Annotated in this window: 16 protein-coding genes; 4 read left to right on the forward strand and 12 right to left on the reverse strand. The window is 62.0% G+C overall.

The annotated features are described in order from the left end of the window. Nucleotides 1–111: 111 nt before the first annotated feature. The 4 genes from FAA86_RS00550 to FAA86_RS00565 form a co-directional block, all read right to left on the reverse strand. Nucleotides 112–3,300, reverse strand: a complete 3,189-nt coding sequence (locus FAA86_RS00550; protein ID WP_136538314.1) for an efflux RND transporter permease subunit — start codon at nucleotides 3,298–3,300, stop codon at nucleotides 112–114. Nucleotides 3,301–3,353: 53 nt separating this feature from the next. After that, a complete protein-coding gene (locus tag FAA86_RS00555) occupies nucleotides 3,354–4,331 on the reverse strand; it encodes an efflux RND transporter periplasmic adaptor subunit (protein ID WP_136537898.1) in 978 nt (325 codons plus the stop codon). Between the two features lie 11 nt (nucleotides 4,332–4,342). Beyond that, entirely contained in the window at nucleotides 4,343–4,543 is a 201-nt protein-coding gene (locus tag FAA86_RS00560; RefSeq protein WP_136537899.1) for a YgaP family membrane protein, read from the reverse strand. Between the two features lie 93 nt (nucleotides 4,544–4,636). Continuing rightward, complete coding sequence (locus tag FAA86_RS00565; RefSeq protein WP_113458907.1) at nucleotides 4,637–4,954, reverse strand: ArsR/SmtB family transcription factor; 318 nt, start codon at nucleotides 4,952–4,954, stop codon at nucleotides 4,637–4,639. 125 nt (nucleotides 4,955–5,079) lie between these two features. Here FAA86_RS00565 and FAA86_RS00570 point away from each other — a divergent pair, with 125 nt between their 5' ends. The 4 genes from FAA86_RS00570 to FAA86_RS00585 all read left to right on the forward strand — a co-directional run bounded on the left by FAA86_RS00570 (nucleotide 5,080) and on the right by FAA86_RS00585 (nucleotide 7,509). Further along, nucleotides 5,080–5,415: a protein tyrosine phosphatase family protein gene (locus FAA86_RS00570; RefSeq protein WP_113458908.1), complete on the forward strand. Its 336-nt coding sequence runs from the start codon at nucleotides 5,080–5,082 to the stop codon at nucleotides 5,413–5,415. A gap of 123 nt (nucleotides 5,416–5,538) precedes the next feature. After that, nucleotides 5,539–6,426 (forward strand): MarR family transcriptional regulator, encoded by an 888-nt coding sequence (locus FAA86_RS00575; protein ID WP_136537900.1) that lies wholly within the window; start codon nucleotides 5,539–5,541, stop codon nucleotides 6,424–6,426. 177 nt (nucleotides 6,427–6,603) lie between these two features. Continuing rightward, nucleotides 6,604–7,074: a chemotaxis protein CheW gene (locus tag FAA86_RS00580; RefSeq protein WP_113458937.1), complete on the forward strand. Its 471-nt coding sequence runs from the start codon at nucleotides 6,604–6,606 to the stop codon at nucleotides 7,072–7,074. A gap of 210 nt (nucleotides 7,075–7,284) precedes the next feature. Continuing rightward, nucleotides 7,285–7,509: a hypothetical protein gene (locus FAA86_RS00585; RefSeq protein ID WP_136537901.1), complete on the forward strand. Its 225-nt coding sequence runs from the start codon at nucleotides 7,285–7,287 to the stop codon at nucleotides 7,507–7,509. 6 nt (nucleotides 7,510–7,515) lie between these two features. On the opposite strand, the gene FAA86_RS00590 is transcribed toward FAA86_RS00585, so the two are convergent. Genes FAA86_RS00590 through FAA86_RS00625 form a run of 8 tightly spaced genes read right to left on the reverse strand, consistent with a single transcriptional unit; the run spans nucleotide 7,516 to nucleotide 18,178 of the window. Then, nucleotides 7,516–8,604 (reverse strand): alginate lyase family protein, encoded by a 1,089-nt coding sequence (locus FAA86_RS00590; protein WP_136537902.1) that lies wholly within the window; start codon nucleotides 8,602–8,604, stop codon nucleotides 7,516–7,518. 3 nt (nucleotides 8,605–8,607) lie between these two features. Then, a complete protein-coding gene (locus FAA86_RS00595) occupies nucleotides 8,608–11,355 on the reverse strand; it encodes a tetratricopeptide repeat protein (RefSeq protein ID WP_246034966.1) in 2,748 nt (915 codons plus the stop codon). A gap of 26 nt (nucleotides 11,356–11,381) precedes the next feature. After that, nucleotides 11,382–12,017, reverse strand: a complete 636-nt coding sequence (locus tag FAA86_RS00600) for an alginate O-acetyltransferase AlgF (RefSeq protein ID WP_136537903.1) — start codon at nucleotides 12,015–12,017, stop codon at nucleotides 11,382–11,384. After that, nucleotides 12,014–13,396 (reverse strand): alginate O-acetyltransferase AlgX-related protein, encoded by a 1,383-nt coding sequence (locus FAA86_RS00605; RefSeq protein ID WP_136537904.1) that lies wholly within the window; start codon nucleotides 13,394–13,396, stop codon nucleotides 12,014–12,016. The genes FAA86_RS00600 and FAA86_RS00605 overlap by 4 nt, the downstream gene beginning before the upstream one ends. Then, entirely contained in the window at nucleotides 13,393–14,172 is a 780-nt protein-coding gene (locus FAA86_RS00610; protein ID WP_136537905.1) for a hypothetical protein, read from the reverse strand. The genes FAA86_RS00605 and FAA86_RS00610 overlap by 4 nt, the downstream gene beginning before the upstream one ends. Further along, nucleotides 14,165–15,292, reverse strand: a complete 1,128-nt coding sequence (locus FAA86_RS00615; RefSeq protein WP_136537906.1) for an alginate O-acetyltransferase AlgX-related protein — start codon at nucleotides 15,290–15,292, stop codon at nucleotides 14,165–14,167. Before FAA86_RS00615 ends, FAA86_RS00610 begins: the two co-directional genes overlap by 8 nt. A 13-nt stretch (nucleotides 15,293–15,305) precedes the next feature. Beyond that, the gene (locus FAA86_RS00620) at nucleotides 15,306–16,754 is read right to left on the reverse strand and encodes an MBOAT family O-acyltransferase (protein ID WP_136537907.1); all 1,449 of its coding nucleotides are present in this window, start codon (nucleotides 16,752–16,754) and stop codon (nucleotides 15,306–15,308) included. Nucleotides 16,755–16,756: 2 nt separating this feature from the next. Then, complete coding sequence (locus tag FAA86_RS00625; RefSeq protein ID WP_246034967.1) at nucleotides 16,757–18,178, reverse strand: right-handed parallel beta-helix repeat-containing protein; 1,422 nt, start codon at nucleotides 18,176–18,178, stop codon at nucleotides 16,757–16,759. Nucleotides 18,179–18,237: the final 59 nt, after the last annotated feature.

An 18,237-nucleotide genomic window follows, 5' to 3' on the forward strand; every position in this document is an offset into this window, starting at 1 on the left:
TTTAGTTTACACTTTTTGATGTCCCTTTGAAGAGGGTGTTTTCAGAATATTGCCGCAAACGAAAATGGCCGCACGCGTGGTGCGGCCATCGTGTTCGGTAGCGTCAGGCGATCAGGTTCTGAGGACGCGGTAGATCGCCGGTATCACGAGGACCGTCAGCAGAGTCGAGGAGATCAGGCCAAAGAGCAGCGAGATCGCCAGCCCTTGAAAAATGGGGTCGGTCAGGATCACGGCTGCCCCGATGATGGCCGCAAGCGCCGTCAGGAGGATCGGCTTGAAGCGGATCGATCCGGCCTCGATCAGGACGTCGGTCAGTGTCTTGCCCTCGTGGTCCGCATGACGGATGAAATCCACCAGCAGGATCGAATTCCGCACAATGATTCCGGCGAGCGCGATGAAGCCAATCATCGAGGTCGCCGAGAAGGGCGCGCCGAAGAGCCAGTGACCGCCGAGGATGCCGATGAAGGTCAGCGGCACGGGCGTCAGGATCACCAGCGGCACCTTGAACGAGCCGAACTGGGCGACGACCAGGATGTAGATGCCCAGAAGCGCGATCATGAAGGCTGCACCCATGTCGCGGAAGGTGACCCAGGTGACTTCCCACTCGCCATCCCAGAGCAGGGTGGCCTGATCTTCGTTGGTCGGCTGGCCATGCAGCGAGATCACCGGCTTGGGCAGGCCTGTCCAGTCCTGCGCATTGATCGCCTCCTGAACGGCCAGCATGCCGTAGAGCGGAGCCTCGAAATCACCGGCAAGTTCGGCCGTGACCATTTCGGTGCTGATGCCGTTATGCCGGTAGATCGGCAGCGTCGTCTGTTCGTCGAGGACCCGCACGACGTCGCCGAGTTCGACGACACCCTTGTCGCCGGGCAGGACATTGGCCGGCATGGGGGTCGAGAGGAAGCGCTCATCGATCACCTTTTCGCCCTTGGCGCGCTCCAGTCGGATCGGGATCGGCGGGCGACCCTCGCCACGATGGGAATAACCGATGGTCTTGCCGTTGGAGAGAATGGCGATCGTGTCGAAGACATCCCCTTCCTCGACCCGGAAGAATTCCGCGTCGTCGGTGGAGATCACCAGCCGCTTGCGCGGGGCCTCGACCCCATAGGAATTGTCGACATCGACGATGAAGGGCACCGAGCGGAAGGCGGCTTCGACCTTGGCAGCGACTGCGCGGCGGATTTCCGGCGTCGGGCCGTAGATTTCAGCCAGCAGGGTTGCCATGACTGGCGGGCCCGGCGGGGGCTCGACGACCTTGAGACTGGTCCCCTCGGGCATCGCGATATCGGCGATCTGCTGACGGATATCGAGGGCGATATCGTGGCTCGTGCGGTCACGATCGCTCTTGGGCGTCAGGTTGATTGCCACATCTCCCTGATAGGATGCTGCGCGCATATAGGCGTGGCGGACCAGACCGTTGAAGTTGAAGGGTGCTGCGGTGCCTGCATGGGTTTGGACGGAAACCACTTCCGGCATCTCCAGCACTGTTCGTCCTACGGCCTGGGCGACCGCATCGGTCATCTCGACGGAGGAGCCTTCGGGTAAGTCGATTGTCACCTGCAGTTCCGACTTGTTGTCGAAAGGCAGGAGCTTCACCGTGACATGCTTGGTGTAGAAGAGGCTCAGCGATCCGAGCGTCAGCAGACCGATGAGGATCAGGAAGATCCAACTGCGGGTTTTGGTGGCGAGGATGGGGCGGGCGGTTGCCGCATAGATCCGGCCGAGCATGCCGCCGGTCTCATGATCGGCATGGGCATGGACGGGTGCGTTGCCGGCGACCTTCAGCATCAGCCAGGGGGTGACCATGACCGCGACGAAGAAGGAGAAGATCATCGCGGCGGAGGCGTTGGCCGGGATGGGGCTCATATAGGGGCCCATCATGCCGGAGACGAAGAGCATCGGCAGGAGGGCGGCCACCACGGTCAGGGTCGCAACGATCGTCGGATTGCCGACCTCGGCGACCGCTTCGATGACGCTGCGCCGCCGCGAGCGCCTGTCCCCCATGCCCCAGTGACGGGCGATATTCTCGATGACGACGATGGCGTCGTCGACAAGGATGCCGATCGAGAAGATGAGCGCGAAGAGCGAGACGCGGTTCAGCGTGTAGCCCATCAGACGCGAGGCAAACAGCGTCAGCAGGATCGTCACGGGGATGACGATGGCGACCACCAGGGCTTCGCGGCGACCGATCGACAGCCAGACAAGCGCGATGATCGAGACGGTTGCCAGGCCGAGGTGGTAGAGGAGCTCGTTGGCCTTCTCGTTCGCGGTCTCGCCGTAGTCGCGGGTCACCTCGACATGGATGTCGTCCGGGATCAATCGGCCTTCCAGCGCTTCGACGCGCTCAAGGATCGCCTCGGCAACCACGACAGCATTCGAGCCGGCGCGCTTGGCGATGGCGAGCGTGACGGAAGGCACCCGCTCGACGGTCTCATCCTGCTTGCGTAGCGTCGAGACGAGCGCTTCCGTCGTGTCGGTCGCAAAATCGATCGTCGCGACATCGCGGACATAGACGGGCCGACCGTCGCGGGCGGTCAGCAGCAGATTGCCGATCTCGGCCGGAGTGGAAAGCGTTTCGCCGGCAAGCACGTCAATCTGGCGACCGCCTTCGCGGACCTGAGAGGCGGGCATGGCCGTATTTGCGCCGCCGACCTTGCCGGCGAGCTGCTGCAGCGTGATGCCGTAAAGGGCGAGCTTTTCCGGCTGCGGCGAGATGCGGATGATCTCGTTGGTCTCGCCGACCACATAGGTGAGGCCGACATCTTCGACCTTGGCAACCTCGTTGCGCACCTCGCGCACGATGCGCGTCAGGTCGTTGGCGCTGACATGGCCGCCTGCGTCGGTCGTGGGGGAGAAGGTGAGGGTAACGATTGCAACATCATCGATGCCGCGCCCGACCACCTGGGGTTCGGCAATGCCGACGGGGATGCGGTCGATATTGGCGCGCACCTTGTCATGGACGCGCAGCACGGCGGCGTCCGAGGAGGTGCCGACCAGAAAGCGTGCCGTCACCATGACCATGTTGTCCATGGACTGGGAGTAGATGTGCTCGACGCCGTTGATGCTCTTGACGATTGTTTCGAGCGGCTCGGTGATCAGCTTTTGAGCGTCGTCGGCGCGCAGGCCCGGGGCCTGGACGATGATGTCGACCATGGGCACGGAGATCTGCGGCTCTTCTTCGCGCGGCAGGGTGAGCAGCGCCACGAGCCCGAAGGCGAACGCGGCAATCAGGAAAAGCGGTGTCAGCGGCGACTTGATGAAGGCGCGCGTGAGGTTGCCGGCAATGCCCAGATTGGTCATCGGGGTATCGTCGTCTGGCTCGCCAGCCGCAGGGGTCTTGTGATTGGGGTTCGTCATTTCGTCACCACGACATCACCGGCTGCGAGGCCGGAGAGGATTTCGACCTGTGTCTCGCCGCCGAGTTCAAGGGCCTCGCCTGCGACGACGGCGCGTTCGACGACTTGGTCATTTTCCCGCACACTGACGAAGTTGACGCCGGAGCGGTTGGTCAGTGCCGTTGCCGGCACCATGAGGGCCCGACGCTTGCCGACGGGCAGTTCGACCTGAACCCGCGCGGCGACAAAATCGGTATCGAGGCCATCGACCTCGACATCGGCAGTCACCCGCCCACCTTCGATCTGCGGATAGATCTTCACGAGTTCACCCTCGAGCGTTTCGCCGCCGGTCTCGATCTTGATGGGAGCGCCCTGTGAGAGATCCTGTGCATGACGCTCGGGGATCGCGAGCCGCAGGAAGAAGCCGCCGCCGGCAATGGTCGCCACGGTCTCGCCCGCCATCACCACAGCGTCGCGGGTAACGGGAACGGAGATGACGCGTCCATCCGAGGGCGCGATGACGGCGCCTTCGGAGGCCTGCTGGACGAGAACGGAGCGCTGGGCCTCGGCCTGGCGAACCTGGTTGGTGATCACGTCGCGCTGCGTCTTCAACTGGTCGAGGCGTTGGGTGCTCGCGGCACCGCTGCGAACGAGCCGATCGGCGCGGTCGAGCTCGACCTCGGCATCCCGCAAGGAGGCGTTGAGGCCCTGAAGCTGCGCATCGACCGCCTTGATCTGGAAGTCGATCTTGTCGTCCTTGACCTCGGCGATCACGTCGCCCGCCTTCACGATATCGCCTTCGGTGACATCGAGACGAACCAATGTGCCGCCGAGCCGGGCTCTTGCGAGCACACTGTTTCGCGGCTGGATCTGGCCATAGACCGCCTTCATTTCCGGGATGTCCACGGCTTCGAGCTTGAGTTCGGCGGCTCGCGTTGCTGTCAGCCCCAGCGCGGTCGCGGCGGCAACGAGGATCGTGAAGGCGGCTTTGTGCATGATCTATTTCCTCAGAATGCGGTGCCCGGGCGCAGGCCCAGCTTGCGGAAAATCATCGCTGCCGGACAGAAGCCGGTGAATGCCGACTGCAGCATGTTCACGCCGATGAAGGCGGTGAACCAGACAAAGCCGGGGTGCACGAAATAAGTGAGCAGCAGCGAGAGCAGGATCATAAGGCCGGCAAAGGCAAGGACGGCGCGATCGATCGACATGACATTCTCCTTAAGATACATACCTACGATAATACGTATATATTAGATAAGGGGATGTCAAGGCACGCTCCGACCTAGGTCACGTGAGAGGTCTTAGGCGGCGCAGTCGGAGGTCTTGCAGAAACTATTGTAGAGCGTGCCGATCACGGCACGCGCCGGTTCGCTTTCGATGCGGTACCAGATGGTCTGACCATCGCGGCGTCCGGCAATGATCTTCTCACGCCGGAGGAGAGCGAGATGCTGGGACACAGTGCTGTCTCGAATGCCGAGAAACTCCGCCAATTGCCCCACGGAATGCTCGCCATCGGCAAGCCGACACAGGATCAGCAACCGGTATCGGTTCGAGAGCGATTTCAGCAGTTCGCTGGCCATGTCGGCGCCAGCTTTCATCTGTTCAGGATCAATCTTCATAGATACGAATATATCGTAGAAAAGCAGGTTGGCAAGAGTTGACATGGCAGGCGGTGACCAACATATATGACAAAATATATATGTTATGGCGGCGCTTGCCCGCGTGCGCTGTGTCAGGAGGCTACATGAGCATTCGCAGCATCGATCCCAACTTCCACGTCACGGGTCAGATCAAGCCATCCCAGGTGGATGAGATCGCTCGGCTCGGTTTCAAGACTGTCATATGCATGCGGCCTGACAACGAGGGTTTCCTGCAGCCGAGCTTCACCGAGGTCGCCGATGCCGCGCAGAGTGCGGGCCTCGACGCGCATTACCTGCCGGTGGTTCCGGGCTCCATGCCGCTCGATCAGGCGACGCAGCTGAAACATCTGTTGAGCAAACAGACGGGTCCGATCCTCGCCTACTGCGCTTCCGGACAGCGCTGCGCGGCGGTCTATGATCTGGCGAAAAGAACCTCTTGACCGAGTGACGGCCGAACCCGCCTCGGACCAGCGCTTCCTTCATTAGGGGCGGCTACTAGATTTACCAATCGACGCGGCAGACGATATGACCTTCTATGGCCTCTCTCGTCTGGAGCATCGCTGATGGATCAATTGCGTGCCGAACACGACCGGGTGCAGCGATCAGTTCACCCAGGAATTGAGCAATTCCTGGGCGAGCCGGTCTGGTGTCTGGCCAGCCGCTATCTTGCGCATCCCGCATTCGACAATGCGGTGCTCACCTATTGCCGCCGGATCGTCGAGCCCAGTGCCTTCCGCTGGCCCGTCAGCAAGATCTTCGCTCAGAAGATGCGCTACATTACCTGTTACATGCTGATCGGTCTGGCTGCCCGTTTCGACGCCGGCAAGGGTCCGGCGCCGACCATGACCCTGCTTCAGACCGTGGTTCCGGGAAGCTCCCGCCAAGTCAGCGACCTGATCGCAGGTCTGAGAGCTGGCGGCTACGTGGAGGCGCATCGCAACGCGCAGGACAGACGAGAAATCCGGCTGCGTCCCACAATGCCTCTGGTCACGGAAATCGCGCGCTCGCCGATGGCTTTCCTGGAAATGTCCGGAATGCTGGAGGACCACGGACTGTTCGAAGCGCTGAATGCCGACCCGTCGCGGATCAGCAGCCTCATTGCACGATCGACCGAGGCGTTCCAGTCCAGCGACATCCTGTTCGCCCCCTTCGAGACGATCGTCGAGTTCACGAACCGCGACAGCGGATATTCCATGCTTTGCGCGCTGATGGGCGCCTATCTCGCCCGGCAGGCGGGCGAGGACTGGGCGCTTCCGCTGACCTATGATGCGCTGGCGCACCGGTTTCAGGTGTCCCGCCAACATGTCGGCAATGTGCTGGCCATTGCGACCAAACGAGGTCTCGTCTCCCTCCATGCCGGCGCCATCCAGGACATGGATCCGACCCTGGTCACCGAGTTCTCGTGCTGGGCGGCGGGCCAGATGGCACATTTCAGAATGCAGGCCGCCTGAGCCCCGAGATTGTGCACGGCAGAGGGCATTCTCCAAAATGATTTAGATATTCTTTAATTACTGGTGCGCTAACTTGATCACAGATTGCAGAATCAGGATCTGCACGGGGTCCAAGGCGGCCGCGATCATTGACACAAGGTGCGTGCCAGCGCGGGCACGCAGCAGGAGGAAATGCAGATGAACACGACGTCGAATGCCGCTGATGCCCTCGAAATCATCGCCTTTCGGCTTCATCATCAGGAATTCTGCGTCAAGACGACATCCATCCGCGAAATCCGCGGCTGGGCACCTGTGACGCCCATTCCTCATTCTCCTTATGAGGTTCTCGGCGTGATGAACCTGCGTGGCACGGTCATTCCGATCGTCGATCTCGCCGTCAAGCTTGGCATGCCCGCGGCCCAGGCCACCGAGCGCAGCGCCGTGGTGGTGACGGAAGTGAATGGCATGACCGTGGGCCTTCTGGTCGATGGCGTGTCCGATATCCTCACGGTGGCGGGCAGCACGCTGCAGCCGCTGCCTGCGGCGACCGGTCCAAGTGCGGCCTTCTCGGACGGCATCATCGCTCATGAGAAGAGCATGATCTGCTTCCTCAGCCTCGAGCGGATGTTCGGCGAGGACGACCCGTCTTCCTGGGGCATGGCTGCCTGACCAGAGCGGACTGCGGGGGAAGACGACTTCCCTCCCGCCTCTGGCGACTCCTCGTCACACTTTGTTTTCCATGGCTCGCGAAAGAGTTGTGCCAGCAGGCGCCGCTCACGGAGAATTGCGACTTTTTTAAGTGTTTGAGCCCAGCTTTGGTGGCGAACGGCTTCCGCAATTCCCATGTTTGTAGCAGGATGTCGTCAGAGGAGCACCGAGGTGACGCAGTCCCCGCATAACCTGACAGAAGACCTTCTGAGCCGTCTCAGCGAAGCGCTGGCCGGGACCCATGGTCGCGCGCTCTCGGTCGAGGCCGTGAAGTCGCTCGTCCAGCTCGAGGTCCAGGATTGGAACATGGATCACTCTGCGGAAGCGAGCCCGCCAGTGACTGCCCGTTTCGAGCAGCCGCTGATCGGTCACCGCATCCGGCTTTCTTCAGAGTAACCCGTCTCAGTTCTGTACTGAAATCGTACAGCTGATCCGGCGATCGTCGTAGAGCTTGGTCAAATTGCCGCCGAGCTTCGTGTTCGACATCGGCCGGAACGACGCGAATTCCTTTTCCATCTCCAGGTCATTGGTCACGGACACATAGGGTTCGAGCCAGGCAATCGCCGAGAGATTGTTCTTCAGCCCCGGTTTGACTGTCTGGCTCTTGCCGTTGATCTTCTGGACGATCTTGGGATCCTTGACGGCTGTGATCGAGAAGCGGGCCATTTTCTTCAGCTTGTCCAGATCTGCGCCGCCCTTACCGTAGCCTGCCTCGCAGTTGCGCGCGACGGAGGTGACGAGCGGTGCCATGGCGTGCAACTGGTAATGCAGGGCATATCTCTGCCGGTTCATCTCGAGCGGCAGGCTCCCGTCACTGTCTGCGTTGGTGATCATGTTATCATTGCTGAGGATGGACCATTCGACCAATCCGCGGTCGCGGTTCAGCACGCCCACTTCCCCGACAGCCAGGCTCGCCCAGGCGCGCAGGTTATTGCGGGAGGCACCCTTGGTCGCTTCGTTCTCGAAGAAGTAGACGATCTCCTGTGCCCTCTTTTGCAGCCATTTTTCGATGACGCGTTCGCGATCATGAAGTCCCGGCACCTGATCGCGGCTTTCGGCGTAAAGGATGGCCAGCCCGCCGATGCGCGAGGGTACGGAGAGCTTTGCGTTGAAGGTACGCATGTCACTCAGCGCATCGGCTTTCGCCCAGGCATAGATCGAGTCGACAACGCAACGCTGGTAGGCGCGGCGGGTGGCGACATCCTTTTCGCTCTCCGCCTTCGAGACGATCTTGGCGAGGTTCTGGATGAACTGGTCGATCGGCTTCAGGGCTTTGGTGACGGCCGCATCCGATTCTTCGTCGATGTCGGACCTCGTTTTCGAATCCGCCTCGTATCGGCTGCCGAACCCAAGGCTGATCACCGGCGTGGGGGTCTTGAAGCAGGTTTCATCGGCTGCTTTGGCGAATGACGTCGAGGTCAATGCGGCGGTGAGAGTAAGCAGCGAGGCTGCGACGTGGCGCTTCAGTGTCCATCTGGTGCGATTGGCCAATGATCAACCCTCCGTTCCTGCGTTGTTGAGTTTGAGGACCTGGGTGGCGGCGGGATATCCGGCCTCAGCGGCCTTTGCCATCCAGGCTTGTGCGGCATCGAGGGCAGGGCGTGTGCCCAACCCGTAGGCGTAGGATTGCGACAGGAGGAACATGGCCTCCGCATCGCCGGCTTCGGCCGCCTTCTTCAGCCAGCCGAAAGCAGCCAAGATCGACTGCGTGTCCTTGGCATCGTCGCGCAGAAGCTTTGCGACCTCGCGCATGGCGACCGGCTGGCCGGCCTCGGCCGCCTTCTGATAGAGCGCCTGCACATTGATGCTCTGGGAAACCTGACGCTGGATTTCCGGCTTCATGTTGGCCAGCATGAGGAGTTTTTCAGGCACTTCCTGCAACTCCGAGCGCCCGACGAGTTCGACAAAGATCGCGCTTGCCTTCTGCGGGTCATAGCTCTCGCGGGTGTTGTCGGCATAATGCTTCACGAGGCGATAATAGGCCGCGGGTTCACCGCCTTCGCGCGCCGACTGATAGAGGTCGAGTGCGTGCTTCTGCATGTCTGGGCCGTTGAGTGCCATGAAGACATCGGCGATCTTGACCTGCCTCCATGCGTCCTCGCCGGCAATATGCTCGGCAATCGACAGCCAGCGCTGCACGTCCTCACGCTCATGCCGGATGGCAAATTCAGCCAGCGCCATCGTGTCATCGTAGTCGCAGCGCTGCGTGCTGATCGCCTGATGATAGAGGCGGGTGCGCTCTTCGGCGGATGCCGCGTTTTCAGCCAGCAGCAATTGAGCCGACATGTCGCCGCGATCCCGCATGACATCGCCGAAACGGGTGAGCGGGGAGGAGAGCGGATCCATGTCCGGGCCCTCCAGTTCCTGGAGCAGGCGAACGGCACGTCCCGAACCGGTCTCGGCCAGCGGATGCAGGATTTCCTTGGCAAGCGCCACGCTCTCCGCATCCGTCGCGTAGTTGTTGACGAGGAAGCGGGCAAAGCTCAAGCCTGCGTCCACGGTCATGCCTTCGCCGGTCATCTGGATGCTGCGTTTTGCATCGTTGATACGACCTTTTTCGAGGTTCTGCTTGAACTCGAGCAGTGCCGCCTCGACGGTTGCGCCGCGACGCACTTCTGCGCGTTCTGCCCAGAAGCGAAGGACCTGGTCGGAGTAACCTGCCCCCTTCAGATAGCGCTGGTAGAGGGCCAAGGCGCTCGCTCGACCGTATAGCGCCTGGGTCTGGATCGCTGCGATCACCATGGGATCTTTCAGCTCGGGCAGCTTGTCGATCTGCTCAGGCGCAAGGTCCAGCGTCTTGTTGCCGGCTCCGGCCTCGATATTCGCCCAGTAGTCGGATGCGGCGACGTCGGGACCGGCAGGATCCATGCAGAGATAGACCCGCTGGAGCTTGGCGATGGCGTTGATTTCGCCATTGATGTGGATCGCGCCCGAGAGAAGGTCGGTCGAGCGGGCGATGGTTTCAGGAGAAAGGTCTTCCCGCATCAGGAGTTCGGCCAGATCGATCCCGCCTTCGATATCGCCGCGCTTCACGGCTTCTTCCAAGAGCGGCTTCACTTCAGGTGCCGATTTCCAGATGCCGTCGCGCGTCTGGATCACACGGGCGAGACGGGTAAATGCCCATGGTGGCGGATCCTTGCGGGCGATCAGCCGGCGCAGGAGGTCTTCATAGGCGGCCGCATCTTCCGGTGAGGCGTCCTTGGTCTGCTCCAGAAGCTGGGCTTGCTTGATCACACCGGCCTGGTTGCCGGCAGCTTCCGCCTGCTTGAAATAGGCGAAGGCCTTCTCTTTGTCTCGCGGGACCAAAGCGCCTTCGGCATAAAGACGGCCCATCTCCAGGATGGCAGCCATGTTGCCGCCATCGGCGGCCTTCTTCAGGTATTTCAGGAGGACATCGTTGTCCTTGACCACCTTCTCGCTGAGGAGGTTCAGTTCCGCGACTTCCCATGCGGCAGCCGTATCGCCAAGATCGGCAGCGAAACGGTACCAGGCCATGCTGAGTGCGGGGTCCTTCACCACGACCTCGCCATCGTCATACTCGCGGGCCACACGGCTGATGCGGTCGCAGATCCCCTCGTCCAGCACGCCGACCAGCGACCCGAATGCCATGTTCACGGCCAGTTCCGGCTCGATCTCCCAGCCCTCGACGGCTTGTCCGTCTTCGGTGAGACGCGCGAGATCCAGGATGGCGTCGGCATTGCCGCCATAGGCGGCCTGGACCTTCAGCTTGAATCCGGCTTCCTTGTCCTGGGCGATGCCCCTGCCTTCGATGAGGTAGTCGGCAAGCGTGTTAAGCGAGCCTGCCGGATGGCCCCCGATATCGATCAGTTTCTGCACCAAGGCCTCTTCGCGGACCTTGTCGCTTTCGCCTTTCGCCAGCATCAGCTTGACGCGGTCGAACAACGCGTCCGTTTCGCCGTAGTTCTTTTTGACGGTCGGCATCAGTTCCTGGATGCGGGTAATGATCGGCTCGAAGCGACGGGCGTCGAGATCCCGCATCCGGTTCATGTCGCGGGTGATCGCGAAGGTCGCGCGCTTCGGCAGCGCCTTCTGATCCCAGGTGGTCCATTCGGCGATCATGTCCTCGTCACGCACCCGCGGGGTGCAGACAGCTGATTTCGGCAGTTCGACATCCGGTGGCGCGAACCGGACGTCGATGGCGGCCGTACGGCCCGGGGTTCCGGCGGCCATCGTCATCACGCCTGCCATCAGCAGCGATTTCGCCATTCTTGCAATCGTCATGATAAACCTCCGGAACCTGTCTTCAATTATCGGGCAATGGTGCTGGGAACGGCGACGGCGTCGACCTTGTCGCCTTCGCCGGTCACGACGATTGTCACGCCGGCGAGGCGCTTGAATTCGATCTTGTCGAGCTTGGCGAGATCCTTGTCGCCGTCACGGACGACGAGATCGACGGCGAGTGGCGCGCGCAGCGCCACGGATTTGGAGCCTCCGCTGTCGACGTCCGACACGGCTTCGGCGCCGGCCTGGGGCACGAAGAGGTCGATCGCGGCTTTTTCCGTCAGGTTATAGAGCGAAAGCGTCGCCTTGGACGGGTTTTTCGTCATGTCGTCGACCATCGTCGTCGCACCGTCCTTGGTGACGATCACGGAGTAGAACTTGCCTGCTGTCGCATCGACGCTGCCTTCGCCGAGGCTGGACGAGACCGGGATCTGACCCGGCGCAACCGCGACATAGGGCGAAACGCCATCATCGAGCTGGTTGAAGGCACTGTTCTGGACCGTTGCCGTCGTCGCGCCCGGGGCAATGACGCGCACGAAGGCGGAGTTCGGATCGAGTGGCTTTTCGTAGAGCCCGCCATCGTCGGCAAAGGCCGCCGTCGAAAAGGCGAGGCCGGCTGCAAGCGAGGCGGCAGCAAAGCGGATCGGGGTCTTGGTCATCATGACTGTTCTCCAGTTTTGGTCTTGCAGATGGAAAGGGTGGTGGTTTCGCTGACCGGCGCGTCGAAGGTGACTTCGACCTTGTCAAAGGATCCGTCCGGGAAGCCACCGAGCGAGAAGAAGTAGCGACCGGTGGAGCGCAGGCGGTCGCCGCGCTCGATGGAGCGCGTGCGCACGGTGCCGTCCGCGCCGGTCAGGGTGAAGGTTGCCTTGCGGCTGACATCGCTGCCGATATCGGCAAGGATCACGTCATCGTGGCTGAGCTTGGTCGCCGAGAAATCGGCTTCGATGGCGTTTTCGCTCTTGCCCTTCGCGGGAACGGGAGCGCTGCATTCACCAAGCGATGCTGCAACAATCTCTGCCCAGGGGGCGCCGCCATACTGGCCGAGATTGTTGTAGATCGGGTTTTCCCAGATCAGGAAGCGGGGGCGGCGCTCCTGGAATTCGCGGGACGTAATGTAGGACAGGATCGAGCCGAACTGGTTACCGCCCGAAATCGAGTAGTTTTCGACCGGGATGCCGGTCCAGTGCTCGAGGTAGCCGGAGAAATTGCTGATCGGCTTGTCCGAGTAACTGGTGCCGATCAGCGCAACCGTTGCCTCGTCGCCGCTGCCGAAGATATCCATGGAGCCGGCTTCGGCCGACGCGTCCTCGGCACGGACGGCCTCGTAAGTGTGTGCGGTCACCGTCGGAACATGCGAGATGCAGTGCTTTTGCAGCAGTTCGCGCATGCTGGAGAATTCCTCCGGCGGCGGCACTTCCTTCATGTCGAAGCGAACGGGGGTGACATCACCATAGGCCGGCAGGCCCTTGATCCTGTCGCCGATTGCGCGTGCGGCGATGTCTGCCCCGTGAGCCGTCCAGTGGAAGTCTGCCTGGAAGAACGAATACTCGCCGAAACCGTTGCGGTTGTTTTCGCGCATCGGCGTGGCGATATCGACGGCAGCCACACCCTTCTCGTTCAAGCGGCGAACGACGTCGTCGTAGATCTCCGTCGCGATACCGGCTTCGAAACCGTAAAGAGATGCGCGGGCCGGAACGAGCTCCGGAAGCACCTGGGACTTGGTCGGAAGCGGCACGTAGATCAGCGTGGTGCCATTCTTCTCCAGCGCCTTGGCCATGGCCGCCAGATGATCGACGGTCTGATCGGTGAAGGCGTGTTGCAGGCGCAGATCCGCCAGAATGCGGAAGAACATGCCATCCTTGCCCTCGATCATCTGCAGTTCGGCGATCTCTTCGAGGCTCTTGCAGCCATAAGCGGAGGACGGGGCCGCGTCGCCACCGCCTGTCGTTTCGGCAGAAGCCGGATTGCCGACGGCCAGCATGATGATCGTGGCAAGGGCTGAGCTGGCCAGAATATGTGACTTGCGAACTGGGGTCATTGCTGAACCTCCGCGGTTGTTTCTGTGGGCTTGGTCTGAAGCTGGGCGAGAAGGTTCCCGGCCGCGGCCTTCATGCCGATGCTGCCGTTCTCTTCTGCGATTGCGAGAAAGCGCGTCGCGCGTTCGGTTTCTTCCGGCGTCCGGTCTCGATCCGACAGCAGCAGGACGGCGAGCTTGAAAGCGGTGTCACCGTTCTTCTTGCCAGCACCCGAAGCAAGCAGCGCTTCCAGCTCGTCGCGCTTGTCGCCGAACAGGCGGCCTTCGCTGTAGAGGCGGATGAGACCCTCGACAGCCTGCTCGTTTCCCTTCCGCGCCTGGCGCCGGAGGGCAGCTTCCGCACTTTCAAGATGCGACGGTCTGAGCTCAAGGCTGCCGTTATTGAGGATCGCCATCATGTGACGCACGGCGTAGCCGCGATCCTCATAGGCGGCGATTGCGAAGTAATGCAGCGCATCGGTTGCCAGCTTCGGGTCGCCTTGTGTCTGGATGCGTTCGGCCAGCTTGAAGGCGCCGATCCCGTCCTTCGCATCGGCAAGCGCCTGAAGCTCGCCGTAGGAGACCCGCTTCCCGGCCAGCAATCGCTTGCGCGCCTCCTGCAGGGCAATTGGCAGATGCGAGGCCGGTCCCATGGTCTTGCGCTTAACCGGCTTGGCGGGCTCCACGGTTTCCGGCGGGTTGCGCGGGAAGAAGGGTTTGACCGCATGTGCGGGCGACAGGCCCATCAGAGGCACGGCAAGGGCCGTGGCGCAGAGGAGGTGGATCAGGCGATCAGACATTGCCGCCCTCCGCCTTTGCATCGCCTTCGCGCTTCCAGAGGGTCTTCGTGCCGAGATAGCGCACCGGGAACTCCCAAACGACAACCGTCGGAGCGGTTTCGTCGAGCGCCGATCCTGCCAGAAGATCCATCATCGGCACGCCGGGGCCGAGGCCCTCCTTGGCGACATTGACGACATCGGCGCGCAGCGATTGGCGCAGGAAATCGGCAAAGGACCAGTTCTCGTTGGCGCTGTAGCTCGTGCCGACCAGCATGACCGGCACCGAAGCGTCGTCACCGAAGATGTCACCGCCACTGGCGTCCGTATTGACCGCCGTGCGGTAGATCGGGACGCTTTCCTCCGACAATCCGACGGTCGGGGCGTAATCCGGCGAAGTCACGAACTTGGTGAGGTCTCCCCATAGCGAAACCGGGGTCTGCCACTGGGCCGTCAGCTCCTGCGAGGGCAAAGTGACACCGTTCTTCTGCAGGCTCGACTGGATGGCTTCGGCTGCGGCTTTGGCTCCGGCCGGCGACCAATGGGTGTCGGACTTCAGGAACACCTCGCCGAAGGGTTTTGCCGTCAACATGGCGGCGCGCGTGTCGGCGACGGCGATCCCTCGTTGCTCAAGAGCGGCCGAGAAGGCGCTGTAGGCATCGGCCATGGCCGAGCTCCTCACGAATGACGGGACTTCTTCGGCATAAAGGTCCGACTTTGCCGGCAAGGGTGCTAGCACCAGACCGATGCCCCGGGTCTCGAGGTCACGCTTGATGGACGCGACGCGATCGGCGGCGTCATCGATATCCTTCGTCGACACGGTCTTGAATTCTTCGGCCGTGAAGAACCATCCATCCTGGCCGACGATCACGCCCTTGCGGCCGGCGCCGAGCAGCGCGTAGCGCGCGTTGCCGAAGAGGCCAACGGAGGCCGCCCGATGCGGCAGTTCGTTCTTGTAGAGGCTATCGAGATCGCGTGTCGCCTCACCGTCGATGACGTAGGAGAGGGAGAGATCCTTTCGCTCCGAGGCCTGGGCGGCCGGCGATGCCGCATTCATCAGGAGGGTCGAGTTTGCGTAGAGCGCATAGCCGAAGAAGGCGCTCGGCAGGAGGAAGAGGGCTGTGCACTGGCGCAGACTGGGCATTGTCTTGCTCCTGTCAGAACTGGAAGTAGAGGAAGGGGGAGGCGGACTGTTCGGCGAGACGTGCGATGGTCACGGCCAGCAGCGCGGTCATGGCTAGCGGGTAGGCGATGGACGGGGCAGCGACGATGGCGCCATCCGGTCCGACCTGCGGCTGACCGGCGAGCGGCACGCGGTCCGGATCGGTCAGATGCTTGAAGCGCGGCTCCATCACGACGGCGACGATGGCGAGCAGGATGAAGACGAGATGCTCCTGGTTCACGCTTGCCAGGAATTCCAGACTCGGCGCCGTTCCGTTCAGTCCGAGCATGCCGGCATAGACGGAGAAGGCTTCGGCGACGCTGGTCGCGCGGAACATGACCCAGCCGATGACGACGAGAAGCAGGGTGGCAGGAACGGTCAAGGCCTTGCTGAAGCCGGCGCGGGCATAACCCGTGTAGCGCTCGATCGCCAGCCAGCTCCCGTGCCAGGCGCCCCAGAGGACGAATGTCCAGGCAGCGCCATGCCAGAGACCGCCGAGCAGCATGACCAGAAAGAGGTTGAGGTAGGTGCGCAGCGGGCCTTTCCGGTTGCCGCCGAGCGGGATGTAGAGATAGTCGCGCAGCCAGGTCGACAGGCTGATGTGCCAACGCTGCCAGAATTCGGTAATCGAGGCGCTGACATAGGGCGTGTCGAAGTTGCGGATGAACTTGAAGCCCATCATCAGGCCGAGACCGATGGCCATGTCGGAATAGCCGGAGAAGTCGAAATAGAGCTGCAGCGTATAGGCGGCGGCTCCCAGCCAGCCCTCAACGAAGGTGACGTGACCGGAGGCGAAGGCGGCATCGGCGACCGGGGCGATGGAGTCCGCGAGCAGCACCTTCTTGGCAAGACCAATGGTGAATATGCCAAGGCCGGTCGAGAAGAGTGCCAGACTGTGGGTGCGCTCGTGGAACTGGTCGGCCAGATCCTTGAAGCGCAGGATTGGGCCTGCGATCAACTGCGGGAAGAGCGCGATGAAGGCGGCGAAGTCGACAAAGTTGCGGGTCGCCGGCGTGTCCTTGCGGTACACGTCGATGACGTAACCGACGGCCTGGAAGATGTAGAAGGAAATGCCGATCGGCAGGATCAGGCGCCAGTGAACCCCGAGTTCATCCGGTGTCGTGCCGAGCAGGGCGGCAAAGCTGTCGATGAAGAAATTCAGATACTTGAACACGCCGAGCACCGACAGGCAGCCGACGACACCCAGGATGAGCGGGATCTTCGCCCGCGCCTGACCTTCCCAGCGCTCGATCAGCAGTCCGCATCCATAGGCCCAGGCCGTGACGCCGACGAAGAGGATGAGGAAGTCCGGACGCCACCAGCAATAGAAGATGTAGGAGCCGATCAGGATCGTCCATGACTTCAGCCGGTCCGGCGTGAGGTAGTAGGCGGCCAGGAAGAGTGGCAGGAAGAGAAACAGGAACGTCTCGGAGGAAAAAACCATGGTCAGCTCCCGGTCTTGCAATCAGCCGGCGCGGCAGATTGCGTGTTGGCGTGGATGGTGAGTGCCTCGGCCTGCGGACCGGCGGAGGCTGCCGTCTTCAGCAGTTGGGGCACGTAAGGGGCGAATTCGCCGTCCAGGAGAATGGGCGACTGGCCGGCAAAGTCGTTCGCCTTGAGCGCAACTTCGCTGGCGGATCCGCCATGAATCCCTGATTTGTTGGCGGAGAAGGCATTGCCGTCGATCGCGACGCGGGCATGGGCGTCCTGATCGATGATCGAGATGCCGGCGCCGGCATTGGCGATGAGATCGTTGTGCGACAGTGTGAGCGCATCACTCGCTCGGACCTTGATGCCGACCTGGCCATTCGAGAGGATGATGTTGTCGGCAATCGTCATGCAGGCGCTGCGCACGACGGAGACGCCGCCGCGACCATTGCCGGAGAGCAAATTGCCCGTGATGGTGACGTCGCGGGCGTCGTTTGCGACGAAGATCCCGCTGCCGCGATTACCGAGCAGGATGTTACCGGTCACTGCAACCGAAGTGCTCGTGTTCTGGACGTCAATCGCCTGAGCATCCGTCGTGCCGGTAATGACATTGTTCATGATATCAGCACCGGTGACACCCTTCAGCGCAATCGCTGGACCCGCCCCGCCGGAGATGCGGTTGCCGGAAAGCCGGATGCGATGCGTGTTCTGGAGGCTGATGCCCCCGACATTGTCGAAGGTGCTGTCGACGATGAATGAGCTGATCTTGGCTGGGAAAAGGGCGGCTCCGAGAACGGAAATTCCGCTCGTCGAGCCTGTTCCGCCGTAACCCAGACGATCGAAGCGGGCTTCCCTCGCCTGCATCGCGCCGGTCATCGCGGTGGCGACGAAGGGGCGGAAGTTCTTGATGCCTGGATTGGTGCCCTCCGAGGCGGAAAGTGTGCCCCGGTCCAGGGTCAGCAGGCCGGAGTTCAGGAGGAATGCTCCGTCTGTGGTCGAGAGCTCCAGTCTTTGCCCTGATCCAACCACGAGCGCCGCATCAGACCAGATGACGATCGGCCATCGGGCAAGCACCGTTTCGCCGTCGCGTTGCAGGGCGTCCGGATAGGACTTGGTGGCTTCCGCCGCCAGTTGATCCAGCGTCATGGTGCCGCCGCGAATGAAGAGTGCGGGGGCTGCGCGATCGGCCAAAGCCTTCTCGACATCCGTGTCGAACTGCTGTGCGGTCTGCAGACGCAGCTGTGCCAGCATGAAGTCGACCGGCACGGTGCCGAGCTGTCCTTGCGTTTCGAGACGGTCGAGAACAACGGGCGCCTGATCCGCCTGACGGCCGACTGCCGCAAAACGGCCCGTCAGCAGGGCCCGGGCATCGTCTTTGCGGGCCTCGGGCGAGCGCAGACGTTCCCCGATCTTAGAGACGGTTCGGGTCAATCTGGCCATGTCTTCATGGCCTAGACTCTCGGCATGAACGCCGGGAGCCGTAGACGTCAGAAAGACGG

Origin of the sequence: Rhizobium rosettiformans W3 (assembly GCF_004912135.1) — a bacterium.
GTDB lineage: Bacteria > Pseudomonadota > Alphaproteobacteria > Rhizobiales > Rhizobiaceae > Allorhizobium > Allorhizobium rosettiformans.

Bases quoted from the DNA above. Each gene is read 5' to 3' on its own strand.
- FAA86_RS00550 (WP_136538314.1), bottom strand. From the start codon at position 3,300: ATGACCAATCTGGGCATTGCCGGCAACCTCACGCGCGCCTTCATCAAG.
- FAA86_RS00555 (WP_136537898.1), bottom strand. From the start codon at position 4,331: ATGCACAAAGCCGCCTTCACGATCCTCGTTGCCGCCGCGACCGCGCTG.
- FAA86_RS00560 (WP_136537899.1), bottom strand. From the start codon at position 4,543: ATGTCGATCGATCGCGCCGTCCTTGCCTTTGCCGGCCTTATGATCCTG.
- FAA86_RS00565 (WP_113458907.1), bottom strand. From the start codon at position 4,954: ATGAAGATTGATCCTGAACAGATGAAAGCTGGCGCCGACATGGCCAGC.
- FAA86_RS00570 (WP_113458908.1), top strand. From the start codon at position 5,080: ATGAGCATTCGCAGCATCGATCCCAACTTCCACGTCACGGGTCAGATC.
- FAA86_RS00575 (WP_136537900.1), top strand. From the start codon at position 5,539: ATGGATCAATTGCGTGCCGAACACGACCGGGTGCAGCGATCAGTTCAC.
- FAA86_RS00580 (WP_113458937.1), top strand. From the start codon at position 6,604: ATGAACACGACGTCGAATGCCGCTGATGCCCTCGAAATCATCGCCTTT.
- FAA86_RS00595 (WP_246034966.1), bottom strand. From the start codon at position 11,355: ATGACGATTGCAAGAATGGCGAAATCGCTGCTGATGGCAGGCGTGATG.
- FAA86_RS00600 (WP_136537903.1), bottom strand. From the start codon at position 12,017: ATGATGACCAAGACCCCGATCCGCTTTGCTGCCGCCTCGCTTGCAGCC.
- FAA86_RS00605 (WP_136537904.1), bottom strand. From the start codon at position 13,396: ATGACCCCAGTTCGCAAGTCACATATTCTGGCCAGCTCAGCCCTTGCC.
- FAA86_RS00610 (WP_136537905.1), bottom strand. From the start codon at position 14,172: ATGTCTGATCGCCTGATCCACCTCCTCTGCGCCACGGCCCTTGCCGTG.
- FAA86_RS00615 (WP_136537906.1), bottom strand. From the start codon at position 15,292: ATGCCCAGTCTGCGCCAGTGCACAGCCCTCTTCCTCCTGCCGAGCGCC.
- FAA86_RS00620 (WP_136537907.1), bottom strand. From the start codon at position 16,754: ATGGTTTTTTCCTCCGAGACGTTCCTGTTTCTCTTCCTGCCACTCTTC.
- FAA86_RS00625 (WP_246034967.1), bottom strand. From the start codon at position 18,178: ATGGCCAGATTGACCCGAACCGTCTCTAAGATCGGGGAACGTCTGCGC.